Here is a 25392-nt window from a genome sequence, read left to right on the forward strand (position 1 = left end):
CAAAGGTGTCAGAAGAAAATAAAAACACGGCAAATGAGCAGGAAGAAACAGAGAAAGACATTCCGGAAACAGAAACTGTGAACGAGCCGACAGAAGAATCGCCGGAAGCAACGGCAGGACAGGACGCAGAAGCGGAGAAAGCCCCTGAGGCAGACGACGATAAAGAAACCAAATCCAAAACATCTTTCTTCGGCAAGAAGAAAAAAGACAATAAATTAGAACAGCAGATCGAAGAACTGACAGACAGACTGAAACGTAACATGGCTGAGTTCGATAACTTCCGTAAACGTACGGAGAAAGAGAAATCCAGCATGTATGTGATCGGAGCAAAGGACATCATCGAGAAGATCCTTCCGGTTGTGGATAATTTTGAGAGAGGACTTGCACAGGCACCACAGGATGATCCGTTTGCTGATGGAATGGAGAAGATCTACAAACAGCTTACCACCACAATGGAAGGCATGGGAGTAGAACCGATCGAAGCAGTCGGCAAGGAATTCAATCCAGATTTCCACAACGCAGTCATGCATGTGGAGGATGAATCTGTCGGAGAGAACATTGTTGTAGAGGAACTTCAGAAAGGTTACACCTATAAAGGATTCGTAGTTCGTCACAGCATGGTTAAAGTGGCTAATTAATATTTCATATATTTAGATATTTATCAGGAGGAATTTATCATGGGAAAAATCATTGGTATTGACTTAGGTACAACAAACAGTTGTGTAGCCGTAATGGAAGGTGGACAGCCGACCGTTATCGCTAATACAGAAGGTGCAAGAACAACACCATCCGTAGTTGCTTTCACAAAAACAGGAGAACGTCTTGTAGGTGAGCCTGCAAAACGTCAGGCAGTAACAAACGCTGACAGAACAATCTCCTCAATCAAGAGAGAGATGGGTACAGATTACCGTGTAACTATCGACGAGAAGAAATATTCTCCGCAGGAAATCTCCGCTATGATCCTTCAGAAACTGAAAAAAGACGCAGAAGGATACCTTGGAGAAACTGTTTCAGAAGCAGTTATCACAGTTCCGGCTTACTTCAACGATGCTCAGCGTCAGGCAACCAAAGATGCTGGTAAGATCGCAGGTCTTGATGTAAAACGTATCATCAACGAGCCTACAGCAGCAGCTCTTGCATATGGTCTTGACAACGAGAAAGAGCAGAAGATCATGGTTTACGACTTAGGTGGTGGTACATTCGATGTATCCGTTATCGAGATCGGTGATGGTGTCATCGAAGTTCTTTCCACAGCTGGTAACAACCGTCTTGGTGGTGATGACTTCGACCAGAAAATTACAGACTGGATGATCGAGGAATTCAAGAAAGCAGAAGGCGTAGACTTAAGTGCAGATAAGATGGCTCTTCAGAGACTGAAAGAAGCAGCAGAGAAAGCTAAAAAAGAACTTTCTTCCGCAACAACAACAAACATCAACCTTCCGTTCATCACTGCAACAGCAGAAGGACCGAAGCATTTCGATATGAACCTTACAAGAGCTAAATTCGATGAGCTGACACATGACCTGGTAGAGAAGACAGCAGAGCCGGTTCGCCGTGCACTGTCTGATGCAGGAATCACAGCTTCCGAACTTGGTCAGGTACTTCTGGTAGGTGGATCTACACGTATCCCGGCTGTACAGGACAAAGTAAAACAGCTCACAGGCAAAGAGCCAAGCAAATCCCTGAACCCGGATGAATGTGTTGCACTTGGTGCTTCCGTACAGGGTGGTAAACTTGCAGGTGATGCAGGTGCCGGCGATATCCTTCTTCTGGATGTTACTCCGCTGTCACTGTCCATCGAGACAATGGGTGGTATCGCAACTCGTCTGATCGAGAGAAATACAACAATCCCGACCAAGAAGAGCCAGATCTTCTCCACAGCAGCAGACAACCAGACAGCTGTAGATATCAACGTTGTACAGGGTGAGCGTCAGTTCGCAAAAGACAACAAATCCCTCGGACAGTTCCGTCTGGATGGAATCCCGCCAGCACGTCGTGGTGTTCCGCAGATCGAGGTTACATTTGATATCGATGCCAACGGTATCGTAAATGTATCTGCTAAGGACCTTGGAACAGGTAAAGAGCAGCACATCACAATCACAGCAGGTTCCAACATGTCTGATTCCGAGATCGACAAAGCAGTCAAAGAAGCTGCTGAGTTCGAAGCTCAGGATAAGAAACGTAAAGAGGGAATCGACACAAGAAACAACGCAGACTCCATGGTATTCCAGGTTGAGAATGCACTCAAAGAAGCTGGCGACAAGATCGACGCTAACGACAAAGCAGCAGTTGAGACAGACCTGAACGCACTCAAAGATCTGCTTGCTCAGACAGCAAACGCAGAACTGACAGATGCTCAGATCGCAGACATCAAAGCAGCTCAGGAAAAGATGATGGAAAGTGCTCAGAAGCTTTTCGCTAAAATGTATGAGCAGACACAGCAGGCAGGCGGCCAGGCTGGTCCGAACCCGGGAGCAGGCGCAGCTCAGGGTGGAAATGAAGCAGGCTATGGCGATGATGTTGTAGACGCTGACTACAAAGAAGTCTAAATAAAAGTTACTGAGAACCAGACAGTAAAGTAAAAACAATAAGCCTCCGGCGCACACATTCCGTCTGCGCGGGAGGCATCTTGGATATAAGAAAAATAAAACTAATAACACATATAGGAAAGAGAAAAGATGGCTGATAAAAGAGATTACTATGAGGTCCTGGGTGTCAGCAAGACTGCCAGTGAATCAGAACTGAAGAGCGCATACCGAAAATTAGCCAAGAAATATCACCCGGACGTAAACCCGGGAGATAAAGAAGCAGAGGCCAAATTCAAAGAAGCAACAGAAGCATACAGTGTCTTAAGTGATGCAGACAAACGTAGACAGTACGACCAGTTTGGTCACGCTGCATTTGAGCAGGGCGGCGGTGGAGCCGGCGGCTACGGTGGATTTGGCGGTTTCGATGGCGCAGATATGGGAGATATTTTTGGAGACATTTTCGGAGATCTGTTTGGAGGCGGCGGAAGACGCCGTGCCAACAACGGACCGATGAAAGGTGCCAATTTACGTGCCCGTGTAAATATTACTTTTGAAGAAGCTGTATTCGGCTGTGACAAAGAACTGGAGATCGTGCTTAAGGACGAATGTACCACCTGTCATGGAACAGGAGCAAAACCAGGAACACAGCCAACTACCTGTCCGAAATGTAAAGGAGAAGGTCAGATCGTCTATACACAGCAGTCCATGTTTGGTATGGTCCGTAATGTACAGACCTGTCCGGACTGTAACGGATCTGGTAAGATCATCAAGGATAAATGCAGTGCCTGCCATGGAACAGGATATACTTCCGCACGTAAGAAGATCCAGGTTTCCATCCCGGCCGGTATCGACAACGGACAGAGCATCCGTATCCGTGATAAGGGTGAACCAGGAACCAATGGCGGACCGAGAGGCGACCTTCTCGTAGAAGTAAATGTAGCACGTCACCCGATCTTCCAGAGACAGGATATGAATATCTTCTCTACCGCACCGCTGACTTATGCACAGGCAGCACTGGGTGGTGAGATCCATATAAATACTGTTGATGGTGACGTTGTATACGAAGTAAAACCAGGAACACAGACCGACACACGTATCCGTCTCAAGGGTAAGGGTGTTCCATCCCTGAGAAACAAGAATGTCCGTGGTGACCACTACGTTACCCTGATCGTTCAGGTTCCGACCAAACTCAATGAGGAAGCCAAAGAAGCACTCCGCAAGTTCGACGAAGCCTGCGGAAACGTCAACCTCGATGAGAAAAAAGGCGGTTCCGAGAAATCCGAAAAGAAGAAAAAGAGTTTTATGGATAAACTCAAAGAAACTTTTGAGGACTAAAAAGTTTAAGGAAAAGAGGGTTTCCCTCTTTTCTTTTTTTGTGGTTTCATGTATATTAGATACCAGGGTTAAAAGAACAAAAGCTTGCTGCGGAACAATCCGTAAGTATCGTAAAATTGTCGCATATAATAGACAGGAGATTAAAATATATGAAGTGGAATCGTTTTACCATTAAAACAAAAACAGAAGCAGAGGACATGATCATCTGCACACTGGCAGAGATCGGCGTAGAGGGTGCTGAGATCCAGGACCATCAGCCGCTCACAGAAGAAGATAAAGCTCAGATGTTCGTTGATATCATGCCGGAAGGACCGGCAGATGACGGGATCGCATATCTGAATTTTTATCTGGAAGAAGATGCCGACAAGGAGAGCATTCTTCGTGATGTAAGAAACGCACTGGAAGAACTGCGTACTTTCATGGACATCGGAGAAGGCACGATCGAAGAATCCGAGACAGAAGATAAGGACTGGATCAACAACTGGAAAGAATTTTTCCATCAGTTCTATGTAGATGATATCCTGATCGTTCCATCCTGGGAAGAAGTCAAAGAAGAAGATAAGGACAAAATGATCCTTCACATTGACCCGGGTACAGCATTTGGAACCGGTATGCACGAGACAACACAGCTCGTGATCCGTCAGCTCAAGAAATATGTGACCCGCGGCGCAGAGATCCTCGATGTAGGAACAGGAAGCGGAATCCTTGGAATCACAGCCCTCAAACTCGGTGCAGGACATGTTGTCGGAACAGACCTTGATCCATGTGCAGTTTCTGCTGTACAGGATAACAAAGAAGCAAACCAGATTGAAGATGATTCTTTTGATATGATGATCGGAAACATCATCGATGACGTTGAAGTACAGAATGAAGTCGGATATGAGAGATACGATATCGTAGCTGCAAACATCCTTGCAGATGTTCTCGTTCCGCTGACCCCGGTTATCGTTCATCAGATGAAAAAAGGTGCATACTACATCACTTCCGGAATCCTTGATGTCAAGGAAGAAGTTGTCAGAGAAGCAGTAGAGAAAGCCGGTCTTACTCTGGTAGAAGTTACAAAGCAGGGCGAATGGGTCTGCGTAACTGCAAGAAAGGACTGATCTCATGCAGAGATTTTTTGTAGAACCGCATCAGATTGATGAGGAAGCGCACCAGATCCATATCACAGGGACCGATGTGAACCATATCGCCAATGTCCTTCGTATGAAACAGGGAGAGGAACTGTGGATCAGCGACGGCGGCAAATGTGAATACCGCTGTACGATCGAGGCTTTTGAGCCGGACGAGGTGCTCCTTCACATCATTTATTCTCAGGAGCCGGATTATGAGCTCCCAAGCAGGATTTATCTGTTCCAGGGCCTGCCGAAAGCGGATAAGATGGAACTGATCATACAGAAAGCAGTCGAGCTTGGCGCATACGAAGTCATTCCGGTGGAGACCAGACGCTGTGTCGTCAAACTGGATGGCAAAAAGGCCGCCAAAAAAGTCGACCGCTGGCAGCAGATTGCAGAGAGCGCGGCGAAGCAGTCCAAGCGAATGCTGATCCCGCATGTACATGATGTCATCAGCTTTAAAGAAGCTCTGAAATACGCGGAATCCATGGATATCCGCCTGATCCCTTATGAACTTGCAAAGGGAATGCCAGAGACAAAGGAAATCCTTGCGGCGATAGAACCGGGACAGTCCATCGGGATCTTCATCGGACCGGAGGGCGGTTTCGAAGAAAAAGAAGTAAAAGCTGCGATCGAAGGAGGAGCGAAGCCGATCACCCTCGGACGACGGATCCTCCGCACAGAGACAGCAGGACTTGCGATCCTGTCTGTTCTCATGTTCCAGCTTGAAAATTAATACGGATACAATAATAAAGAGGAAATTATGGAAGTTTATTTTGATAATTCCGCCACCACCAGATGCTACGATTCCGTCAAAGACATCGTAGTAAAGACCATGACAGAGGACTTCGGAAATCCATCTGCCATGCATCTCAAGGGTGTAGATGCGGAGAAATATGTAAAAGAAGCAACAAAGACGATCGCCGGAATCCTGAAAGTACAGGAAAAAGAGATCCTGTTTACTTCCGGTGGTACAGAGTCTGACAACCTTGCACTCATTGGTGGTGCAATGGCAAACAAACGAAACGGAAACCACATCATCATCACATCTGTAGAGCATGCGGCGGTCAGCCAGCCGGCACTGTACCTTCAGGAGCAGGGATTTGAGATCACCTACCTCCCGGTAGACGCACAGGGCAGAGTGAAGATGGAAGCACTGGAAGCCGTTCTGAGACCAGACACGATCATGGTATCTACCATGCTTGTAAATAACGAAGTCGGTGCAGTGATGCCGGTCGAGGAGATCGCCAGGATGGTCCATGAAAAGAGCCCGAGGGCGCTCTATCACGTGGATGCGATCCAGGGATTCGGCAAATACCGTATCTATCCGAAAAAAATGGGGATCGACCTTCTCGCAGTCAGTGGACACAAGATCCACGGGCCGAAAGGAATCGGTTTCCTGTACATCAATGAGAAAGTCAAGATCATCCCGCAGATCCTTGGCGGCGGTCAGCAGAGCGGCATGCGTTCAGGAACCGACAACGTACCTGGGATCGCCGGACTTGGTGTGGCAGCCGGACAGATTTACAAGAATCTGGATGAGAATGTAGAGCATATGTATCAGCTCAAAGAGCACATTGCCGAGGGACTTTCCCAGATCGAAGACATCCGCATCAACGGAATGCCGCTCCGTGAGGGCGCACCGCAGATCTTAAGTATCAGCGTGATGGGCGTTCGAAGCGAAGTCCTGCTTCATTCCCTGGAAGATAAGGGAATCTACATTTCCGCAGGAAGCGCATGCTCCAGCCACAAGAGAAAACCAAGCGCAACTTTAAGTGCCATGGGAATGTCCAAGGACCAGATCGAAAGCACCGTCCGCTTAAGTTTCTGTGAAGAAAATACCATCGAAGAAGCAGACTATTTCCTGGAAACCATGAAAACTCTGGTTCCGATGCTCAGACGATATTCAAGAAAATAATCAGGAGGAACAGTATGATATTTCATGCATTTTTGATCAAATATGCAGAGATCGCCATCAAGGGAAAAAACAGATATCTTTTTGAAGATGCCCTTGTAAAGCAGATGAAACTGGCTCTGGAGCCGGTAGAAGGCGAATTTACAGTAACCAAGGAACAGGGCCGTGTATACGTGTTCTGTCCGGAGAAATATGATTTTGACGAGGCTGTGGAGGCTCTGCAGCGAGTATTTGGTATCGTAGGTATCAGCCCGGTCGTGATCTACGAAGATCAGGGATTTGACCAGATGGCAAAAGATGTCGTATCTTATATGGAAGCAAGATACCCGGGATATGCCGGAAGCTTCAAAGTCTACACAAGAAGAGCCAAGAAATCCTACCCGATCACTTCCATGGAAGTCAGCGCAGGAATCGGAGAAAAGATCCTGGATGCATTCCCGGAGGCATCTGTAGATGTACATCATCCGGAAATGACACTGTCCGTAGAGATCCGTGACAAGATCTATGTATATTCCGAGACTCTTCCAGGACCGGGAGGAATGCCGATCGGAACAAACGGCAAGGCAATGCTCCTTCTTTCCGGCGGTATCGACAGCCCTGTTGCCGGATACATGATCGCAAAACGTGGTGTCAAGATCGAAGCCGTTTATTTCCACGCTCCGCCGTACACCAGCGAGCGTGCAAAACAGAAAGTTGTAGATCTTGCAAAACTGGTAGCACGCTACAGCGGACCGATCCGTCTGCACGTGGTCAATTTTACAGATATCCAGCTTTATATTTACGATCAGTGCCCGCATGAAGAACTGACGATCATCATGCGCCGTTACATGATGCGTATCGCAGAGCATTTTGCACGCAAGGATAAATGCCTTGGTCTGATCACAGGAGAGAGCATTGGACAGGTAGCGAGCCAGACTTTACAGAGTCTTGCTGCAACAGATGAGGCATGCGAGCTTCCTGTATACCGTCCGGTTATCGGATTTGACAAGGAGGAGATCGTTCAGATTTCCAGAAAGATCAACACATTCGAGACTTCTATCCAGCCGTTTGAAGACTGCTGTACGATTTTTGTTGCAAAACATCCTGTAACAAAACCAAACCTCAAAGTGATCCGCAGATCCGAGGAGAAACTGAACGAGAAGATCGACCAGCTGATGGAAGAAGCACTGGCCACAACAGAAATCATCGAAATCCAGTAAAAAAGCAAAATAAAAACAGCTTCATATGTGGTCACACAATGAAGCTGTTTTAAAATCTGGTATGTCCGGTCAGAAACCGGCACGATGCAGAATCACTCAATAACATATGGCTCAACAACAGCCAGGATTGTATCGAGAGTACTTCCCTCTGCGTGGATGTTCAGGTTGATCGGTTTGGAAAGATCCAGACTGAAGATACCCATGATAGATTTGGCATCGATCACATATCTTCCGGAAACCAGATCAAAATCGCAGTCGAATTTGCTGATCTCGTTCACAAATGCCTTCACTTTATCGATTGAGTTCAGAGAAATCTTTAATGTTTTCATTATGATAAATCCTCCTTTATTATTAGTAAAGTAACTGCTCACCGGTAGTATCCCGCGAGGTGTTTTGCCATGGATATGGCAAAATCCCGAGACATACAGGGCAAAATGCTATCACCGAAGGTGATGTGGAATGCATTTTGGCCAAGTTACTGTGAACAAAGTGAACAGTAACTCTTTCAAGAGTAATCTTACCTGTACCCCCTGAAAAAGTCAAGGGAAAATATAATGAAATTTCAATGAAAAACATAACAAAGTCTGAAAAAATAAAACAACTAAAAGAATGATCGAGGTAAAATATGAGTAAAAAAGTTGCCCTTCACAACCTGGGCTGCAAAGTAAATGCATACGAAGTAGAGGCCATGCAGCAGCTTCTGGAAAAAGCAGGATATGAGATCGTTCCTTTTGAAGAAGGGGCGGATATTTATCTGATCAATACCTGCACAGTCACCAATATCGCAGACCGTAAATCCAGACAGATGCTCCACAAAGCAAAAAAAATGAATCCGGATGCCATTGTCGTGGCAACAGGATGTTATGTCCAGACAGATACACAGAAACTGGAGGCGGACAGTGCTGTGGACCTGATCCTTGGAAACAACCAGAAAAAACAGATCGTAGAAGCTCTCGAGGAATACGAAAAAGAACATGCCAAGAAGGTAAAAGTCATCGAGATCAACAAGACAAAGGAATACGAGGACCTTTCCATCGGTTACACTGCAGAACATGTGCGTGCCTATATCAAAGTTCAGGACGGATGCAACCAGTTCTGTACTTACTGCATCATCCCTTATGCAAGAGGCCGTGTACGCAGCAGAAAGATCGCAGAGGTCCTTGAGGAAGTACGTACTCTTGCAGCAAGAGGTTACAAAGAAGTTGTTCTTACCGGGATCCATCTGAGCTCCTATGGACTGGATTTCCCGAAGGAAGAAAGAGAAAGCCTCCTGTCACTGATCCAGGCAGTACATGAAGTGGATGGGATTGCCCGGATCCGTCTGGGATCACTGGAGCCGCGTATCATTACAGAAGAATTCATGGAGGGGATCTCCGCTCTCCCGAAGGTGTGCCCGCATTTCCATCTTTCCCTGCAGAGTGGTTGTGACAGGACCCTCAAGAATATGAACCGCAGATACAGCGCACCGGAATATGCAGAGAAATGCGAACTGATCCGCAGATTTTATCCGGCACCGGCACTGACAACAGATGTGATCGTAGGCTTCCCGATGGAGACAGAGGAAGATTTCGAAGATTCTTATGAATTTGTAAAAAATATTCATTTCTACGAGACACATATTTTTAAATATTCCAGAAGACAGGGAACCAAAGCCGCAGCTATGGATGGACAGCTTACAGAAGCAGTCAAGGCACAGCGAAGTGAAAAAATGCTGAAACTGCATGAGATTCGTGCAAAAGAATACGAAACCGCCATGATCGGCAGGACTCTGGAGCTGCTCCTTGAAGAAGAAGTGGAGATCGGCGGTAAAACCTATTTTATGGCACACAGCAAAGAATATGTACGTGCAGTCATCGAGAAGACAGATGCACACAAAGTCAACGATCTCGTAAAGGCAAAAGCAGTTGATTTTGCAGATGAGCATGTGCTTCTTGCAATTTGTGAAGATTTATATTAAAATAAAAAAGAAATCTTATTAAGGACGTGAGAGAAAATGGCAGAAAACAATTTAGGAAATACACAATATTTCAGAACCAAACCGGATCAGGAACTGGAAGTAAAGGAAGTCCTGGACCTGGTTTACAACGCAATGGATGAGAAGGGATATAATCCGGTCAATCAGATCGTAGGTTATATTATGTCCGGTGATCCGACTTACATCACCAGCCACAAAGGAGCCAGAAGCATGATCATGAAAGTTGAGAGAGATGAACTGGTAGAGGAACTGTTAAACGAGTATATCAAGAACAAATCCTGGGAACGTTAGTATGCGGATTCTTGGACTGGATTATGGATCTAAGACAGTCGGCGTGGCAGTCAGTGACCCTTTGGGACTGACTGCCCAAAGACTGGATACGATCTGGAGAAAACAGGAAAACAAGCTGCGTAAGACCCTTGCGAGCATTGAAGCTCTGGTAGAAGAATACGGTGTAGAGCGGATCGTGGTCGGTTATCCGAAGAACATGAATAACACCGTGGGGGAACGTGCAGAGAAAGCGCTGGAGTTTGGCGAGATGCTGAAGAGACGTACCGGGCTTGAGGTTGTCATGTGGGACGAAAGACTGACAACTGTAGAAGCAGATCGAACTCTCATGGAGGCGGGCGTGCGGAGAGAAAACCGTAAGCAGTATCTGGATGGACTTGCAGCAGTTTTTATTTTACAGGGATATCTTGATTCTCTGGTGATGAAATAAGGGTGACAAAATGGAAAAAATCAAATTTCAGTCTCCGGACGGAACAGTAGAAGAATTTTATATCGAAGAGCAGACGATGATAGGAGGAGTATCCTATCTTCTGGTATCAGACTCTATGGATGAGGAAGCAACTGCATATATCCTTAAGGATGTTTCCGCAGGCACAGAGCCGGAAGCCTGCTATGAGATGGTAGAAGACGACGAAGAACTGCAGGCAGTTTATAAAGTTTTTGAGCAGATGCTTGATGACGTAGATCTTGAAATGTAAGCAAAATCAAAAATATAATCTGCAAGGCAAATTTGGAAGGAATGCCCACGGTATTCCTACATTAGTGTGCACAAAATGCACGGAATAATATGGAGGTGCTTGATTGAAGAGTGAAAATAATGTAACTGAAAATACAGCCGAAGCAAAAGAAACTCAACGAAAATACAGTAGTTACGACAGAAGACCAAACGATAACAAAAGACCGACAAACAGAAAAAACAATTATCGTTACAATAAGCAGCAGAGAAATAACAGACACAACGACAAAAACAGCGACAGAAACGACAACAGAAATGACAAGACAGACAGAAGCGAGCGGAACAGCAGATCTAATTTCAGAAGCGGCCAGTCCAAAGCACCGGCAAAAGCTGCTCTCAAGGCACCTGCCAAAGTCCAGAACAGAAATACAGGCAAGCGAGGACGCAAGAGTGCTTCCAAACTCAAGATCATTCCGTTAGGCGGATTGGAGCAGATCGGAATGAACATCACCGCTTTTGAGTACGGTGACAGCATTGTGGTCGTAGACTGCGGTCTTTCCTTCCCGGAGGATGACATGCTCGGAATCGACCTTGTTATCCCGGATGTGACCTACCTTAAAGAAAATATTTCCAAGGTCAAGGGATTTGTGATCACACATGGACATGAGGACCATATCGGAGCCCTTCCTTATGTACTCAAGGAAGTTAATGTCCCGATCTATTCCACCAAACTGACACTGGGGCTGATCACAAACAAACTCAAAGAACACAATCTGGTGCGTTCCACCAAGCTCAAGGAAGTAAAACACGGACAGGTCATCAACCTCGGTGATTTTGCGATCGAATTTATCAAGACAAACCACAGTATCCAGGATGCATCTGCCCTGGCAATCTATTCTCCGGCAGGAATTGTAGTCCATACAGGAGACTTTAAGGTTGACTATACACCGGTATTCGGAGATGCGATCGACCTGCAGCGTTTTGCTGAGATCGGCAAGAAGGGTGTCCTTGCCCTGATGTGCGACAGTACCAATGCAGAACGTCCGGGCTTCACAATGTCTGAGCGTACAGTTGGTAAAGTGTTTGACAGCCTTTTTAACGAACACAGAAGCGCAAGGATCATCATCGCGACATTTGCATCCAATGTAGACCGTGTACAGCAGATCATCAATACAGCATACCGCTTCGGACGTAAGGTAGCCGTAGAGGGACGCAGTATGGTCAATATCATTTCAGTGGCGTCTGAACTTGGCTATTTACGTATCCCGGAGAATACACTGATCGAGATCGACCAGGTCAAGAATTACCCGGATGATAAGGTAGTCCTGATCACGACAGGAAGCCAGGGTGAGTCCATGGCGGCTCTTTCCCGTATGGCTGCAAATATCCACAAGAAGATCACGATCAAGCCAAATGATACGATCATTTTCAGTTCCAACCCGATCCCTGGAAATGAGAAGGCAGTATCCAAGGTTATCAACGAGCTCTCCATGAAGGGTGCGAAGGTTATCTTCCAGGATGTCCACGTTTCCGGACATGCCTGCCAGGAAGAGATCAAACTGATCTATTCCCTTGTCAAACCGAGATATGCGATCCCGGTTCATGGAGAATATCGTCATCTGACAGCGCAGAAGCATGTTGTAGAGGATCTTGGGATCCCGAAAGAAAATATCTTTATCCTGGCATCCGGGAATGTTCTGGAGATGGATGAATACAGTGCAGAGGTGACAGGTTCCGTACACACAGGAGCGATCCTTGTCGACGGACTTGGTGTTGGTGATGTCGGAAACATCGTACTTCGTGACCGTCAGCATCTGGCTGAGGATGGAATCATGATCGTAGTCATGACACTGGAACGTCACAGCAATGTGGTTCTTGCAGGACCGGATATCGTGTCCAGAGGATTTGTCTATGTAAGGGAATCCGAGGATCTTATGGAACATGCCAAGGAAGTTGTGGAATCCGCACTGGATTCCTGCCTGGAACGAAATATCACCGACTGGGGCAAGATCAAGAATGTAGTAAAGGATGCACTCAGCGAGTTCCTCTGGAAACGTACCAAGAGAAGCCCGATGATTCTTCCGATCATCATGGAGGCATAAACAATACAGATGGAAACAGTAAACAGGAATATTCATGCGCTTCTGAATTCGATCCAGAAGTGCCAGGTATACAAAGATTTCAAGAAACAGGAAGCAATCCTGAACAAAAATCCGGAACTGGCGCAGAGAGTACAGCATTTTCGTGCTGAGAACTTCAAACTTCAGAATGAGGGAGATCCGGAGAATATCCTGGCAAAAGCAGAACAGCTTGCCAGAGAATCCGAGGAACTCCGCAGCTTTCCGGAAGTAAATGCCTATCTGGATGCAGAGCTTGCCCTGTGCAGGATGATGCAGAAGATCTGCCGGACCCTGACAGACGGCATAGAGATGAATATTCCCCGGATCTAAGAAAGGAGAACCAATATGGGAGACACGAGAGACCGGATGGGGGCGGCCGGAGTAGCAGTGGCAGGAGGATTTTTTAAGATCGCACTGTATGTCTGCGTGGCAGTTCTGATCATCTGGATCGGTAAGGTCACATATCAGTTCGGCTATGACATTTTTAACCAGCATGCGATGAGCCCGGGAGAAGGGCAGGAAGTAACGGTTGTCATCAAGGAAGATGCGACCAGTTATGACATTGCGAAGACTCTCAAGAGCAAGGGCCTGATCGATAATGCGCTGGTGTTTGTGGTCCAGGAGAAACTGTCTAACTACAGTGGCAAGATGAGACCGGGAACCTACCTTCTCAGCACTGCCTATACACCGAACAGGATCATGGGGATCCTGGCAGGGGATGCAGAGCAGGAGGGAGTTACTTCGTGATCGTAGAGGAGAGAATGCGTGCATATATCAATTCTCTCGATACGGGCAATACACCATTTCTTGAAGAACTGGAACGTTTTGCCCTGGAGAATGAAGTTCCGATCATACGTAAAGAAATGCAGAGTTTCATGAAGGTACTGCTTGCGGTCAAACGGCCGATGCAGGTTTTGGAGGTGGGGACAGCCGTTGGCTTCTCCACACTTCTTATGTGTGAGTACGGACAGCCGGATATGCATATCACAACGATAGAAAACTATGAAAAGAGAATTCCCATCGCAAGAGAAAATTTCCGCAAAGCCGGAAAGGAACACAGGATCACTTTTCTGACAGGAGATGCAGGTGAGATCCTTCCGACACTTTTGGGACGATATGACCTGATTTTTATGGACGCAGCCAAGGGACAGTATATTCACTGGCTTCCAGATGTGGTACGTCTGCTTGCACCGGGAGGGATCCTTCTGTCGGATAACGTGCTTCAGGAGGGCGAACTGATCGAATCCCATTATCTGGTAGAGCGTAGAAACCGCACGATCTACAAAAGGATGCGGGAATATCTCTATGAACTGAAACACCATCCACAGCTTCTTACCAGCATCGTGCCGCTGGGGGACGGGATTTCACTTAGTGTAAAACAGGAAAGAGGAAATTATGAGAAAAATTGAATTACTGGTGCCGGCGAGCAGCCTTGAGGTCCTCAAGATCGCAGTCATCTTCGGCGCAGATGCAGTATATATCGGCGGTGAAGCCTTCGGTCTCCGCGCCAAAGCCAAGAACTTTTCCCATGAAGATATGGCAGAGGGGATCGCTTTTGCCCATGAGCATGGAGTGAAAGTTTATGTCACAGTGAATATTCTTGCACACAATGGAGACCTTCCGGGAGTCAGAGAATATCTTCAGGAACTCAAGGAATTAAAACCGGATGCACTTATCATCGCAGACCCGGGAATCTTTACCTATGCGCGTGAGATCTGCCCGGAGATCGAGTGCCATATCAGTACACAGGCAAACAATACAAACTATGAAACCTACAGATTCTGGTACCGCCTTGGAGCGAAGCGTGTTGTAACAGCGCGTGAGCTTTCCCTCAAGGAGATCCAGGAGATCCGTGCAAATATCCCGGATGACATGGAGATTGAAACTTTTGTTCACGGTGCCATGTGCATTTCCTATTCCGGACGCTGCCTGCTCAGCAACTATCTGGTAGGAAGAGATGCTAACCAGGGAGCCTGTACACATCCATGCCGCTGGAAATATTCCATCGTTGAGGAGAAACGCCCAGGCGAGTACATGCCAGTCTTTGAGAACGAGAGAGGAACCTACATCTTTAACTCAAAGGATCTGTGCATGGTAGAACACATGGATGATGTCCTGAACAGCGGTATCGACAGCCTCAAGATCGAGGGCCGCATGAAGACAGCTCTCTACGTAGCGACTGTTGCAAGAACCTACCGCAAGGCGATTGACGATTATCTGGAATCACCGGAGAAATACAAGGCAAACATGTCCTGGTATCAGGAGCAGATCTCAAACTGCACCTACCGTCAGTTTACGACAGGATTCTTCTACGGCAAGCCAGATGAGAATACGCAGATCTATGATAATAATACCTATGTTAAGGAATATACTTATCTTGGATATGCAGAGGAAGTTGATGAAAACGGCTTCGCACATATCACCCAGAGAAATAAATTTACTGTAGGTGAGACCATCGAGATCATGAAACCAGATGGCAGAAATATCGAAGCTACGGTGAAGGCGATCTATGATGAAGATGGAAATTCCGTCGAGAGCGCACCGCATCCGCAACAGAAACTCGCGGTGGATCTTGGAGTTGAAATTGAGAAATATGATCTCTTGAGAAGATCTGAAGCATAGGAGATTTTGAAGCTTTCAAACTGTAGAGTAAGCCCATGGCAAATGCTGTGGGCTTATTCTATGTTCTGAATTATGCGTCGATGCATCGGAACTGGAAGTTAGCATATTTTCCGATGTGGAAATCTGTTATGAATGTTGTTTTGTGCTTCGTTTATCTGAGCGGCTGTGAATGAGCTTTGTGTTATTATCTGTAGTTGAACAATTTCTTTAGCTTCTCCAACGCATTCTTCTCAATTCTAGATACATACGACCGGCTGATCCCGAGCTGTGTGGCAATCTCCCTCTGCGTCTGTTCCTCAATCCCAAACAACCCATATCTTAAACAAATAACCTGATATTCTTTCTCAGAAAGCGTATCTTTCAAAACAGAAAGCAAAAACCTGATATCCTCTCTTGTAGAATACTCCTCTACAATATCTACCGGCGGGCTTTCGATAATATCCAGCAGGCTGATCTCATTTCCTTCTTTATCCGTCCCGATCGGTTCATGCAGCGAAATTTCCCTGGAATGTTTTTTCTTGGAGCGGAACATCATCAGAAGTTCATTATCAATACAGCGCGCAGCATAGGTGGAAAGCCTTGCGCAGCGTGTATGGTCGAATGTGGAAATTGCTTTGATAAGTCCAATAGTTCCTATAGAGATCAGATCTTCGAGGTCTTCCCCGGAATTCTGATATTTTTTTGCAATGTGGGCGACCAGGCGGAGATTTCGTTCGATAAGAATGTTTTTTGCATCCAGATCCCCCTCCTGACAGCGGTGAAGATATATTTTTTCCTGAGCGGAAGTCAAAGGTTTCGAAAAAGTCTTCAAATATCCACCTCGAAAGGGGTGTTCCTTATAGTTTATGTCTGAGACAGGTTCTGCGTGCTTTTCCCACAAAAAGAATATAGAAGCTTTAGCCGCAGATATGCTATAATGGTACAAAAATAAATAACATGTGGGGCGTGCAAAACTTATGAAAGTATTAAATTTTGGTTCTTTGAACATCGATTATGTATATCAGGTAGAAAGCATTCTGATTCCGGGAGAGACACAGGCTTCTAAGGACCGACAGATTTTTTGCGGCGGCAAAAGTATCCGCGGTCGCAGTTTCCCGCCCCGGGGCAACCGCATCCATATCACTGCGTCAGGAAGTACTGGACAGATAAGAACATCTGTCTTTTCTTGCGCAACAAACTGATGTAGTGTATAATACCGAGTATGTGAGCCAAAAATACAATTTTTAGGGATAAATCAGGTGAACCATATTGAAAAAACAGATTGAACAATTACTCAGCGGAAAATTCAAATACGATCAGCCGCAGCTCCTTTTTTCGAAGGAAAAGCTGTCTGTCACTCTGGAAGCGGGGAAGACGGCGCGGGGAGAACTGTATCTTGGAACCGAAGATAATGACAAGATCAAAGGATATATAACTTCATCCAACCGCAGGCTTGTGCCGGGAAACAGCCGTTTCTCAGGAACGACCGTGTGCATTCCATACGGAGCTGACGGAACCGGGATGCAGCCGGGAGAAGTATGCACAGGATGGCTGTGTGTAACTTCCAGTGTTGGAGAGTACAAGATCCCATTCTCAATTGAAGCGAAGCAGGGCGAAGAGAAGAATTTTCTGGAAGAGATCAAGGATATTGAAGCATTCAAAAAAATTGCAAAAGAAGATTTCAGAGGAGCATATCATCTTTTCAAGGATCCATCTTTTGCAGCAGTGATGGAGAATGCAGACGAGAAACAGAAAGCTTTATATGCAGGACTTTCAGCAGCTCCTGTTACATATCAGAATCTTGAAGAATTTCTGATCGGTCTTGGAGAGAAGGAACCGGTATCGGTTTCCCTCAAGACAACAGCGAATGAGTTTTATGGACTCCGTGAGCCGATCCAGGAATCTTTTGACATCCACAAGACAGGGTGGGGGCATCTCCGGCTTGAAATTGAGTCTACCGCAGATTTCCTGGAGCCGGAGAGACATGTGATCACAGAGGAAGATTTTATCGGAAGCAGCTGCAGTATCAATTATGTGGTCCGTACAGAAAAACTCAAAAAAGGAAACCAGCTCGGCGAGATCATCGTGAAGAGTCCGTATCAGGAACTTGTCTACCATGTGACTGCTTCCAGAGGAGCGCGCATCCGTATTGATCTTAATACAGAAGAAAAACGCCGCAAAGCAAGTCTGGTTCGTGATTATATTGATTACTGCGAAGAAAAAACAGATTTCAGGACCTGGGCGGAGAAGTCACACAGAACTCTGGAGAGACTTCACGAATCAGGAAATGAGTATCCGGAATACCGGCTGTTTGAAGCCTATCTTGCTTACCTGGAGGATAACCAGGCACTTGCGAAAGAAATTCTCAAGAACTATCAGAGTAAAGAATTTACCCGTGATGAACTGGAAGAAGCAGGAGTTTTCCTTTATCTGTGTACGCTGGTAGGCCTTTACAGAGACAAAGGGCAGGCGGTCCAGAAACTACAGAACTTTTTCCGTCAGAAATCTGACAGCTTCCAGCTTCTCTGGATCCTTCTCCAGTTAGATCCGACTTATCAGAAATCACCATCCATGGCACTCTTTATGATGGAAGAGCTGTATGAGAAAGGCTGTACCAGCCCGATCCTCTATCTGGAAGCATGGAACTGGATCAGTAAGGATATTTCCAATCTGCACAGACTTTCCCCTTTCTGGATGCAGGTGTTCCATTATGCCGGAAGGAAAGGTTTCCTCACGGAAGAACTGGTGATGCGCCTTGCTTATCTTTCCGGTTATGAAAAGAAATTTTATGGATGTCTGTACAAGGCACTGGCGGCAGGATATGAGAAATTTCCGTCCGACGATGTGCTGGAAGCAATCTGCAAATATGTGATGAAGGGAGATCCGCGTAAACCTGCATATTTCCGATGGTTTTCCCTTGCAGTACAGAGGGGGCTGCGTATCACGAGACTTTACGAATATTATATGGAAACAATGGATATTTCCTATCGCAGACAGCTTCCGAAACCGCTTCTGATGTATTTTGCCTATAATGATAATTCTCTGGGAGATTCAAGAAAAGCGTATGTCTATGCGAGTGTGATCACATATAAGGATAATGACCCGCAGACTTATGGAAACTATAAGGAAACCATGGAGCGTTTTGCACAGCGCAAGGCAGCAGACGGACAGATCGATGAGAATTACGCTGTACTTTATCAGGAATTTCTTCTTGGACCAAAGCAAAAAGAAGATGCTGACAAGATTTCAGGGAAACTTTTTACCAATCGTCTTTACTGTGATGACCGAAAGATCCGGGAAGTGATCGTCTGCCACAGTCAGCTTGCCACGCAGGAGGTTTATCCATGTGTGCAGGGTGTTGCATATCCACGGATCTATACAGAAGATGCTGTTCTTTTGTTCCGCGACGACAAACAGCGCTGCTATGCATCCACGGTACATTATAATATCAAAAAACTGATGAATGAATGTGATGCGCTGGAGAGGATCCTGAAGTGCGGTGTGGATGATACAGGTGTCCTTCTGCATTACTGTGAGAGTCATGAACTGAATGGAGAAAATCTGGAATATTTCCAGAAACTGGCAGAAGCAGAAGAATGTACTGAGGAATACAGGAATTCTGTGAGAAAACAGATCCTGGATTTTTATGCAGGTCATGTGAACGGAGCAGATCTGGACAGCTATCTGAGCAGACTGGACTATCGCAAATATATCAAAGCAGACCGCAAAGTGCTTCTGGAAGTTTTGATCTCCCGCAGGATGTTCCGCCAGGCAATGAGTATTGTCGAGGAGTTTGGCTATGAAGGGATCGAACTTGGAAGTCTCCTCAAACTCACCAGCAGGATGATCCTCAAGAGCGATATGGCAGAGGACGATGAACTCCTGGCACTGGCATCCGAGGTATACCGTGAGGGCAAATATGACGAGGTGATCCTGCATTACCTGATGCTGTATCGCTTCGGACCGGTCGGAGAACTGATCTCCATCTGGAAAAGTGCCCGTGGTTTTGAGATGGATACGTATGATCTGGAGGAAAGGATCCTGGAACTTCTGATCTTCACCGCGGATTACCGCAAAGAAGGAGAGGCAGTGCTCGAGTCCTATGTGAATCAGTCAGGCAGGGAGCGTCTGATCGGGGCTTATCTGACACAGGTAGCCTATGGCGTTTTTGTTAAGGAATATACCATGAGCCCATTTATACGGAGCAGACTGGAGTATGCTTATATGAATGGATGGCCGCTGAACCAGGTATGCAGACTGGCACTTCTGCAAGAAATTTCCAGGGAAAAAGATCCGAAGCCGGAATATGTAGGAATGGAGCAGAAGATCCTGGAGGAATGTGCGAGGGACAACCTTGTTTTTGGATTTTTCCGAAGACTTTCACCGGAACTTTTGAGTCCATATCAGCTGGATGACAAGACATTTGTAGAGTGTCATGCGCATCCGGGGGCAAGGGTTACTTTGTTCTATGCGCTGGATACCGGCCTTGGAAAAGAACTGGAATACAAGTGTGAGCCTTTAAGAGAAATTTACGAGGGGATTTTTGGCAGGACTTTTACTCTGTTTTATGGTGAAAATCTTCATTACTATTTCCAGATCGACAGAGAGCGGAGTACCAGAACAACAGCGGAGCGCGTCCTCAACATGAAAAAAATCGAGGGGATCTCCGGAAGCAAATACCAGCTTCTCAACCAGATGCTTTCTGACCGGAGACTGGACAAGAAGAAAGAAGTAAAGGACGGACTCAAGAGTTATCTCCGCCAGGAACAGTATGTCAAAGAAATGTTTACAATAGATAAGGAAAACGGAAAATGAACGAAACAAGAGATTTGATGATCGGGATCGATCTGGGTAAGGATTCTTCACAGCTTTGTTATTATGACCGAAAAGCAGAAGAACCACGTTCGCTTCCGGTAAAGGTGGGCAGCAGTCAGTATGAGGTGCCGACCTGCCTGTGCAGGAGAGTAGAGCAGAAAGACTACTGCATTGGCATCGAGGCAGAATATTTTGCAAGAGAAAAAGGCGGTTTTCTGGTAGAAGATATCTATGGTATCTCCAAAAGCCGTAAACCGGTCCAGGTAGCAGGCGAGGAGAAACAGCCCTGGGAGATCCTTGCATATTTCCTGAATGGAATGCTGAAGCTTACCGGAGTTGCTGATATCAACAGAAACATCCGCTGTCTGACTGTGACAATGGAATCGCTGGACGATATCCAGGTAGAAAACCTTCAGAAAGCAGGAGAAGAACTGGAGATCCAGAATACCAGCTTTATCATCATGGATCATGAAGAAAGCTTCTATTATTATATCATGACCCAGAAAACGGAGACCTGGAACAGAAGTGTCGGCTGGTACAGTTTCGACAAAAATCATGTGACCTTCCGCAAGATGGTCATGAATTCTAATGCGAAACCGATTCTGGTGAAACTGGAAGATCCGGTGGAAACTGATCTGAATGACAGCGATAATGAGCAGAGAGACGCAGATTTCTATACATTTGCCAAGAATACACTGGGATCGGAATTGTATTCCAGCATACAGATCGATGGTGAGGGATTTGACCAGGAATGGGCGCAGAAATCCGTCAAGCTGCTCTACTATCAGAAGCGTAAAGTGTTCTATGGCAATAACCTTTTTGCAAAAGGAGCCTGTGCAGCAGGAGCAGAACGCTTCCTTACACGAAAACTTCGGGATTACCGCTATCTGAGCAGTTCCCTTGTCCTTAAAGATGTGGGGATGGACATGCGTGTTATGGGAGCGCAGGCATATTATCCACTGATCGAGGCAGGAAGAAACTGGTATGAATGCAGGGCAGAGTGTGAACTGATCCTTGACGGAACGGATGAGCTGATATTTGTCGCATCTGCGATGGGAGAAAGTGAGAAGAAATACATCGGCATGCGTCTTCCGGGGCTTCCGAAGCGTCCAAATAAGACTACCCGCCTTGATGTGAAACTGCAGTATATTTCTCAGGATGAATGCGAGATCATGGTAACGGATCTGGGGTTCGGTGAGATGTTCCCGTCAAGCGGCAAAGTATGGAAAGAAACAACCAGATGGTAAGGAGGGGATAGCATGAGCGGATATATTTTATGCCAGACAAAAAAAGCGAAGATTCCGTATTATATCGAGAATATCAGCACAAATGTTTATTCCCTGGAGGAACTTTGCTACTATTTTTATCATAATCTTTATCTTGTAGATGAGACCATCCTGAATGAAAATCTGTGCAGATGGCTGCAGGAGGAACTGGAACTTCCGAAACTGGCGGCGAAGCTCCGCCCTCTTTTTGAGAGAAATTACAGTATCGAGGAGTTTCTGTATCCGGTGTTCAAGGAGATCAATTATCTCACTTATGAAGAAATGAAGAGCCTGAACATGCAGATCCAGAAGCTTGCAGAAGAAGCTCCTTTTCTGAGAGAAAAGCGAAAAGGCGATGCACTGGTAGAGAATGGCATGTATGTCCATGCGATCCAGGTTTATCAGAAACTTCTGGAAGAAGAAACACTGGAAGAGGTCAGGGAAGGATTTACGGAGGATATCTTCCACAATCTGGGATGTGCCTACAGCTACCTGTTCCAGATGGAAAAAGCGGTCGAATGTTTCCGCAGGGCGTATGAGGGCAGCAGGAGTAAGGATGCACTGATCGCATATCTTCTGGCGTTTGGTGTCACAAAGACATCAGAAGAATATCAGAATCTGGTAAGGAGGCTTGGTGTCGAGAAGGAAGTCTTAAGGGAGATCAAGGAGAAACTTGCAGAATTCGGAAAGAAACCGGAAATCCCGACAGACTACGAAAATATAGACGAAACACTTCAGAAACTCACCCGGGATTACCACAGAAGCACCGGTTCATGAGCCGGTCAGCAGGTGATCGTCATTATTTTGTCAGATTAACTCAGGAATTTGTCCAAATAGACTGGACGAAATGGATGGAATCTGTTAAACTAGACATATAAATTGGAAGTGGTAAGACCAACTTCCGATAAGATTAGGAGGAATTTATCATGTTAGTAAACGCTTCAGAAATGTTGAAAAAAGCAAAAGCTGGTCACTATGCAGTTGGTCAGTTCAACATTAACAACCTTGAGTGGACAAAAGCAATCCTGCTTACAGCACAGGAACTGAACTCACCAGTTATCCTCGGTGTATCCGAAGGCGCAGGAAAGTATATGACAGGCTACAAGACAGTTGTTGGTATGGTGAAAGGAATGCTGGAAGAACTGAACATCACTGTTCCGGTTGCACTTCACCTTGACCACGGCAGCTACGAAGGATGCCTGAAATGTGTTGAAGCCGGATTCACATCTATCATGTTTGATGGTTCCCATTATCCGATTGAAGAGAACGTAGCAAAAACAAAAGAACTGGTTAAGATCGTTGCAGATCACGGAATGTCCCTGGAAGCAGAAGTAGGTTCCATCGGCGGTGAAGAAGACGGTGTTGTAGGTATGGGTGAATGTGCAGATCCTAAGGAATGCAAGATGATCGCTGATCTTGGTATCGACTTCCTTGCAGCAGGTATTGGTAACATCCATGGTAAATATCCGGCAAACTGGAAAGGCCTGAGCTTTGAGACTCTGGACGCTATCCAGCAGCTGACAGGAGATATGCCGCTCGTACTTCACGGTGGTACAGGAATCCCGGCTGATATGATCAAGAAAGCTATCGACCTTGGCGTATCCAAGATCAACGTAAATACAGAGTGCCAGCTTGCATTTGCTGCAGCTACACGTAAATACATCGAAGAAGGCAAGGATGAGCAGGGCAAAGGATATGACCCACGTAAACTTCTTGCTCCTGGATTCGAAGCAATCAAGGCTACTGTTAAAGAAAAAATGGAACTGTTTGGTTCTGTTAACAAAGCCTGAGATTTATTCAGCTTGAGTAATTTGTAAAGAGAGAGACCTGGAGAGGATTTTTCGGAATCTTTTCCAGGTCTTTTGTGTTCTGAAAAGCTGTTCAGCAGGGTTCCTGTCACGCAGAGGTTGCGGGATATTTCTCTTCGTGGTAAGATAGCGCTATGACAAAAAAAGAAGATATCATCATTATGAATTTTTCGGGAATCTACAAGGAGCAGCAGTTCTGGCAGAACGGAGAAATACAGAGAGAAGAAATTTCCTGGGTGGAGGTACAGGAACTTCCGGGAAGCAACTGCTACTGCGATGGAGATGCAATGGAGACTTTGCGGCAAAAGCTGGAGGAATTTGATGCAGATGGGATCCATTTCATTGATTCCGGCAATTATCACTATATGAGCCGTATCTGGCTTGAGAAACTGAACACACCATTCAGACTGGTCGTTTTTGACAACCATACCGATATGCAGCCGCCGACATTTGGAGGATTGCTTTCCTGTGGAGGATGGGTGGCGGCGTCCCTTGAGGAACTTCCACTGCTTAAAGAAGTGCTCCTGGTCGGACCGGATCAGGAGGCTTTTGACCAGACAGAACCGGTCCTTCGGGAAAAAGTACGTTTTTTGTCGAGGGAGAAGCTGGGAGAGATGACGCTGGAGGAGAAAGTTTCGTTTTTTGAGGAGCTGACAGCAGAACTTCCGACGTATCTCTCGGTTGATAAGGATGTACTCTGTCCGGAGGAGGCCTCAACGACCTGGAGCCAGGGAGAGATGACACTGGAAGAATTGTGCGAGTTTGTAAAGATCCTTTTGGAAAAACAGGACATTCTGGGAATGGATGTCTGCGGAGAATGTGATCCGGATGCCTGTGAGGGTGATCATCTGAACGATCTGGCGAACCGGAAACTTCTGGAACTATGGAGAAAGGAGCGATAGATTTATGAAAAATGAACTCCTGGCGATCGGACCTTTGACGGTCTACGGATATGGTGCAATGATCGCACTTGGCGTGATCGCAGCCTGGGTAGTGACAGAACTCCGGGCAAAAAAGCTCCGACTCAGCAGTGACCATGTATTCGCCCTTGCCCTCTGGGGGCTTCTGGGCGGTCTGCTCTGTGCGAAACTTCTGTACTGGATCACAGAATGGAAATCCATCATGGCAGATCCGGGATTTATTCTGGACACATTGTCGGATGGATTTGTAGTCTATGGCGGGATTCTTGGAGGAATCCTCGCAGGCTGGATCTACTGCAAGAATAAAAAAGTCAATTTCTGGAAATATTTTGACCTCGTGATGCCGTCTGTTGCGCTGGCACAGGGATTTGGACGGATCGGCTGTCTGCTTGCAGGCTGCTGTTATGGAAAAGAAACGGACAGTATCTTTGCGATCACCTTTCATGAGTCAGAGTTTGCACCAAACAATGTGCCGCTGATCCCGACAGAGATTTATTCCAGCGTGCTTGATTTTGCACATTTTGCGCTGCTTTTGTTTATTGCCAGCCGTAAAAAGAAGGACGGACAGGTGGCGGCGTGCTATCTGATCTTTTACAGTATCGGAAGGTTTATCCTGGAATTTTTCCGCGGGGATCTGATCCGTGGAAGCGTGGGCGTGCTGTCGACTTCTCAGTTTATCAGTCTGTTTACCGGGGCGGCGGGAATTATCATATTGATCCTCCGAAGCAAGAAAAGCAATGCCTGAGCAGACTGGACTTACAGATGGAAATTGGATTCAGATTTGAGGAAAACGTAGATATGGAAATAACAGGAATAAAGAGGTTGATGTCTG

Annotated in this window: 24 protein-coding genes and 1 pseudogene; 23 read left to right on the forward strand and 2 right to left on the reverse strand. The window is 46.2% G+C overall.

Going from position 1 to position 25392, the window contains the following annotated elements; all coding sequences use genetic code 11:
* The first annotated feature begins 5 nt into the window (after window positions 1-5).
* From grpE to thiI, 7 genes are all read left to right on the forward strand, one after another.
* Window positions 6-638 carry a nucleotide exchange factor GrpE gene (grpE, locus tag DXC01_RS02355; protein WP_022214190.1) on the forward strand — a complete coding sequence of 211 codons (633 nt, stop codon included), beginning with the start codon at window positions 6-8 and terminating at the stop codon, window positions 636-638.
* A 39-nt stretch (window positions 639-677) separates the two neighbouring features.
* Window positions 678-2549 (forward strand): molecular chaperone DnaK, encoded by a 1872-nt coding sequence (dnaK, locus tag DXC01_RS02360; protein WP_118698126.1) that lies wholly within the window; start codon window positions 678-680, stop codon window positions 2547-2549.
* A 129-nt stretch (window positions 2550-2678) separates the two neighbouring features.
* Complete coding sequence (dnaJ, locus tag DXC01_RS02365; RefSeq protein WP_022213538.1) at window positions 2679-3863, forward strand: molecular chaperone DnaJ; 1185 nt, start codon at window positions 2679-2681, stop codon at window positions 3861-3863.
* A 149-nt stretch (window positions 3864-4012) separates the two neighbouring features.
* Window positions 4013-4966 carry a 50S ribosomal protein L11 methyltransferase gene (gene prmA, locus DXC01_RS02370; protein WP_022213537.1) on the forward strand — a complete coding sequence of 318 codons (954 nt, stop codon included), beginning with the start codon at window positions 4013-4015 and terminating at the stop codon, window positions 4964-4966.
* A gap of 4 nt (window positions 4967-4970) precedes the next feature.
* The gene (locus DXC01_RS02375; RefSeq protein WP_118698127.1) at window positions 4971-5714 is read left to right on the forward strand and encodes a 16S rRNA (uracil(1498)-N(3))-methyltransferase; all 744 of its coding nucleotides are present in this window, start codon (window positions 4971-4973) and stop codon (window positions 5712-5714) included.
* A gap of 27 nt (window positions 5715-5741) precedes the next feature.
* The gene (locus tag DXC01_RS02380; RefSeq protein ID WP_022213535.1) at window positions 5742-6896 is read left to right on the forward strand and encodes a cysteine desulfurase family protein; all 1155 of its coding nucleotides are present in this window, start codon (window positions 5742-5744) and stop codon (window positions 6894-6896) included.
* 14 nt (window positions 6897-6910) lie between these two features.
* Window positions 6911-8092 carry a tRNA uracil 4-sulfurtransferase ThiI gene (thiI, locus tag DXC01_RS02385; RefSeq protein ID WP_022213534.1) on the forward strand — a complete coding sequence of 394 codons (1182 nt, stop codon included), beginning with the start codon at window positions 6911-6913 and terminating at the stop codon, window positions 8090-8092.
* Window positions 8093-8184: 92 nt separating this feature from the next.
* Here thiI and DXC01_RS02390 read toward each other — a convergent pair whose 3' ends face one another.
* Window positions 8185-8421: an HPr family phosphocarrier protein gene (locus tag DXC01_RS02390; RefSeq protein WP_118698128.1), complete on the reverse strand. Its 237-nt coding sequence runs from the start codon at window positions 8419-8421 to the stop codon at window positions 8185-8187.
* 296 nt (window positions 8422-8717) lie between these two features.
* Here DXC01_RS02390 and mtaB point away from each other — a divergent pair, with 296 nt between their 5' ends.
* The 9 genes from mtaB to DXC01_RS02435 all read left to right on the forward strand — a co-directional run bounded on the left by mtaB (window position 8718) and on the right by DXC01_RS02435 (window position 15773).
* Window positions 8718-10049, forward strand: a complete 1332-nt coding sequence (mtaB, locus tag DXC01_RS02395) for a tRNA (N(6)-L-threonylcarbamoyladenosine(37)-C(2))-methylthiotransferase MtaB (RefSeq protein ID WP_118698129.1) — start codon at window positions 8718-8720, stop codon at window positions 10047-10049.
* 36 nt (window positions 10050-10085) lie between these two features.
* Window positions 10086-10358, forward strand: coding sequence for an IreB family regulatory phosphoprotein (locus tag DXC01_RS02400; protein ID WP_118251561.1), 273 nt, complete (start codon window positions 10086-10088; stop codon window positions 10356-10358).
* A gap of 1 nt (window position 10359) precedes the next feature.
* The gene (gene ruvX / locus DXC01_RS02405; RefSeq protein ID WP_022213530.1) at window positions 10360-10785 is read left to right on the forward strand and encodes a Holliday junction resolvase RuvX; all 426 of its coding nucleotides are present in this window, start codon (window positions 10360-10362) and stop codon (window positions 10783-10785) included.
* Between the two features lie 10 nt (window positions 10786-10795).
* The gene (locus tag DXC01_RS02410) at window positions 10796-11053 is read left to right on the forward strand and encodes a DUF1292 domain-containing protein (protein WP_022213529.1); all 258 of its coding nucleotides are present in this window, start codon (window positions 10796-10798) and stop codon (window positions 11051-11053) included.
* A gap of 445 nt (window positions 11054-11498) precedes the next feature.
* Window positions 11499-13133 (forward strand): ribonuclease J, encoded by a 1635-nt coding sequence (locus DXC01_RS02415; protein WP_227221940.1) that lies wholly within the window; start codon window positions 11499-11501, stop codon window positions 13131-13133.
* A gap of 9 nt (window positions 13134-13142) precedes the next feature.
* Window positions 13143-13481, forward strand: coding sequence for a YlbF family regulator (locus DXC01_RS02420; protein ID WP_022213527.1), 339 nt, complete (start codon window positions 13143-13145; stop codon window positions 13479-13481).
* A 15-nt stretch (window positions 13482-13496) separates the two neighbouring features.
* Entirely contained in the window at window positions 13497-13898 is a 402-nt protein-coding gene (locus DXC01_RS02425; protein WP_022213526.1) for an endolytic transglycosylase MltG, read from the forward strand.
* Complete coding sequence (locus tag DXC01_RS02430; RefSeq protein WP_022213525.1) at window positions 13895-14560, forward strand: O-methyltransferase; 666 nt, start codon at window positions 13895-13897, stop codon at window positions 14558-14560. Before DXC01_RS02425 ends, DXC01_RS02430 begins: the two co-directional genes overlap by 4 nt.
* Window positions 14547-15773 (forward strand): peptidase U32 family protein, encoded by a 1227-nt coding sequence (locus DXC01_RS02435; protein WP_118251550.1) that lies wholly within the window; start codon window positions 14547-14549, stop codon window positions 15771-15773. Before DXC01_RS02430 ends, DXC01_RS02435 begins: the two co-directional genes overlap by 14 nt.
* Window positions 15774-15957: 184 nt before the next feature.
* Here the strand turns inward: DXC01_RS02435 and sigK are convergent, their stop codons facing one another.
* Window positions 15958-16584: an RNA polymerase sporulation sigma factor SigK gene (sigK, locus tag DXC01_RS02440; protein WP_118698130.1), complete on the reverse strand. Its 627-nt coding sequence runs from the start codon at window positions 16582-16584 to the stop codon at window positions 15958-15960.
* A gap of 145 nt (window positions 16585-16729) precedes the next feature.
* Here sigK and DXC01_RS21175 point away from each other — a divergent pair.
* The 7 genes and pseudogenes from DXC01_RS21175 to DXC01_RS02475 all read left to right on the forward strand — a co-directional run.
* Window positions 16730-16852: pseudogene (locus tag DXC01_RS21175) on the forward strand (ribokinase); the annotation flags it as partial.
* A 169-nt stretch (window positions 16853-17021) separates the two neighbouring features.
* The gene (locus DXC01_RS20475) at window positions 17022-20567 is read left to right on the forward strand and encodes a DUF5717 family protein (RefSeq protein WP_243111530.1); all 3546 of its coding nucleotides are present in this window, start codon (window positions 17022-17024) and stop codon (window positions 20565-20567) included.
* Window positions 20564-21814, forward strand: coding sequence for a DUF5716 family protein (locus tag DXC01_RS02455; RefSeq protein WP_118698131.1), 1251 nt, complete (start codon window positions 20564-20566; stop codon window positions 21812-21814). Before DXC01_RS20475 ends, DXC01_RS02455 begins: the two co-directional genes overlap by 4 nt.
* A gap of 12 nt (window positions 21815-21826) precedes the next feature.
* Entirely contained in the window at window positions 21827-22609 is a 783-nt protein-coding gene (locus DXC01_RS02460; protein ID WP_118698132.1) for a hypothetical protein, read from the forward strand.
* A 149-nt stretch (window positions 22610-22758) separates the two neighbouring features.
* A complete protein-coding gene (gene fba / locus DXC01_RS02465) occupies window positions 22759-23622 on the forward strand; it encodes a class II fructose-1,6-bisphosphate aldolase (RefSeq protein ID WP_022213508.1) in 864 nt (287 codons plus the stop codon).
* A gap of 152 nt (window positions 23623-23774) precedes the next feature.
* Window positions 23775-24542 (forward strand): arginase family protein, encoded by a 768-nt coding sequence (locus DXC01_RS02470; protein ID WP_118698133.1) that lies wholly within the window; start codon window positions 23775-23777, stop codon window positions 24540-24542.
* A 4-nt stretch (window positions 24543-24546) separates the two neighbouring features.
* A complete protein-coding gene (locus tag DXC01_RS02475) occupies window positions 24547-25305 on the forward strand; it encodes a prolipoprotein diacylglyceryl transferase (protein WP_118698134.1) in 759 nt (252 codons plus the stop codon).
* Window positions 25306-25392: the final 87 nt, after the last annotated feature.

The organism is Blautia sp. OM07-19, from assembly GCF_003481595.1.
GTDB classification, from domain to species: Bacteria; Bacillota; Clostridia; order Lachnospirales; family Lachnospiraceae; genus Blautia_A; species Blautia_A intestinihominis.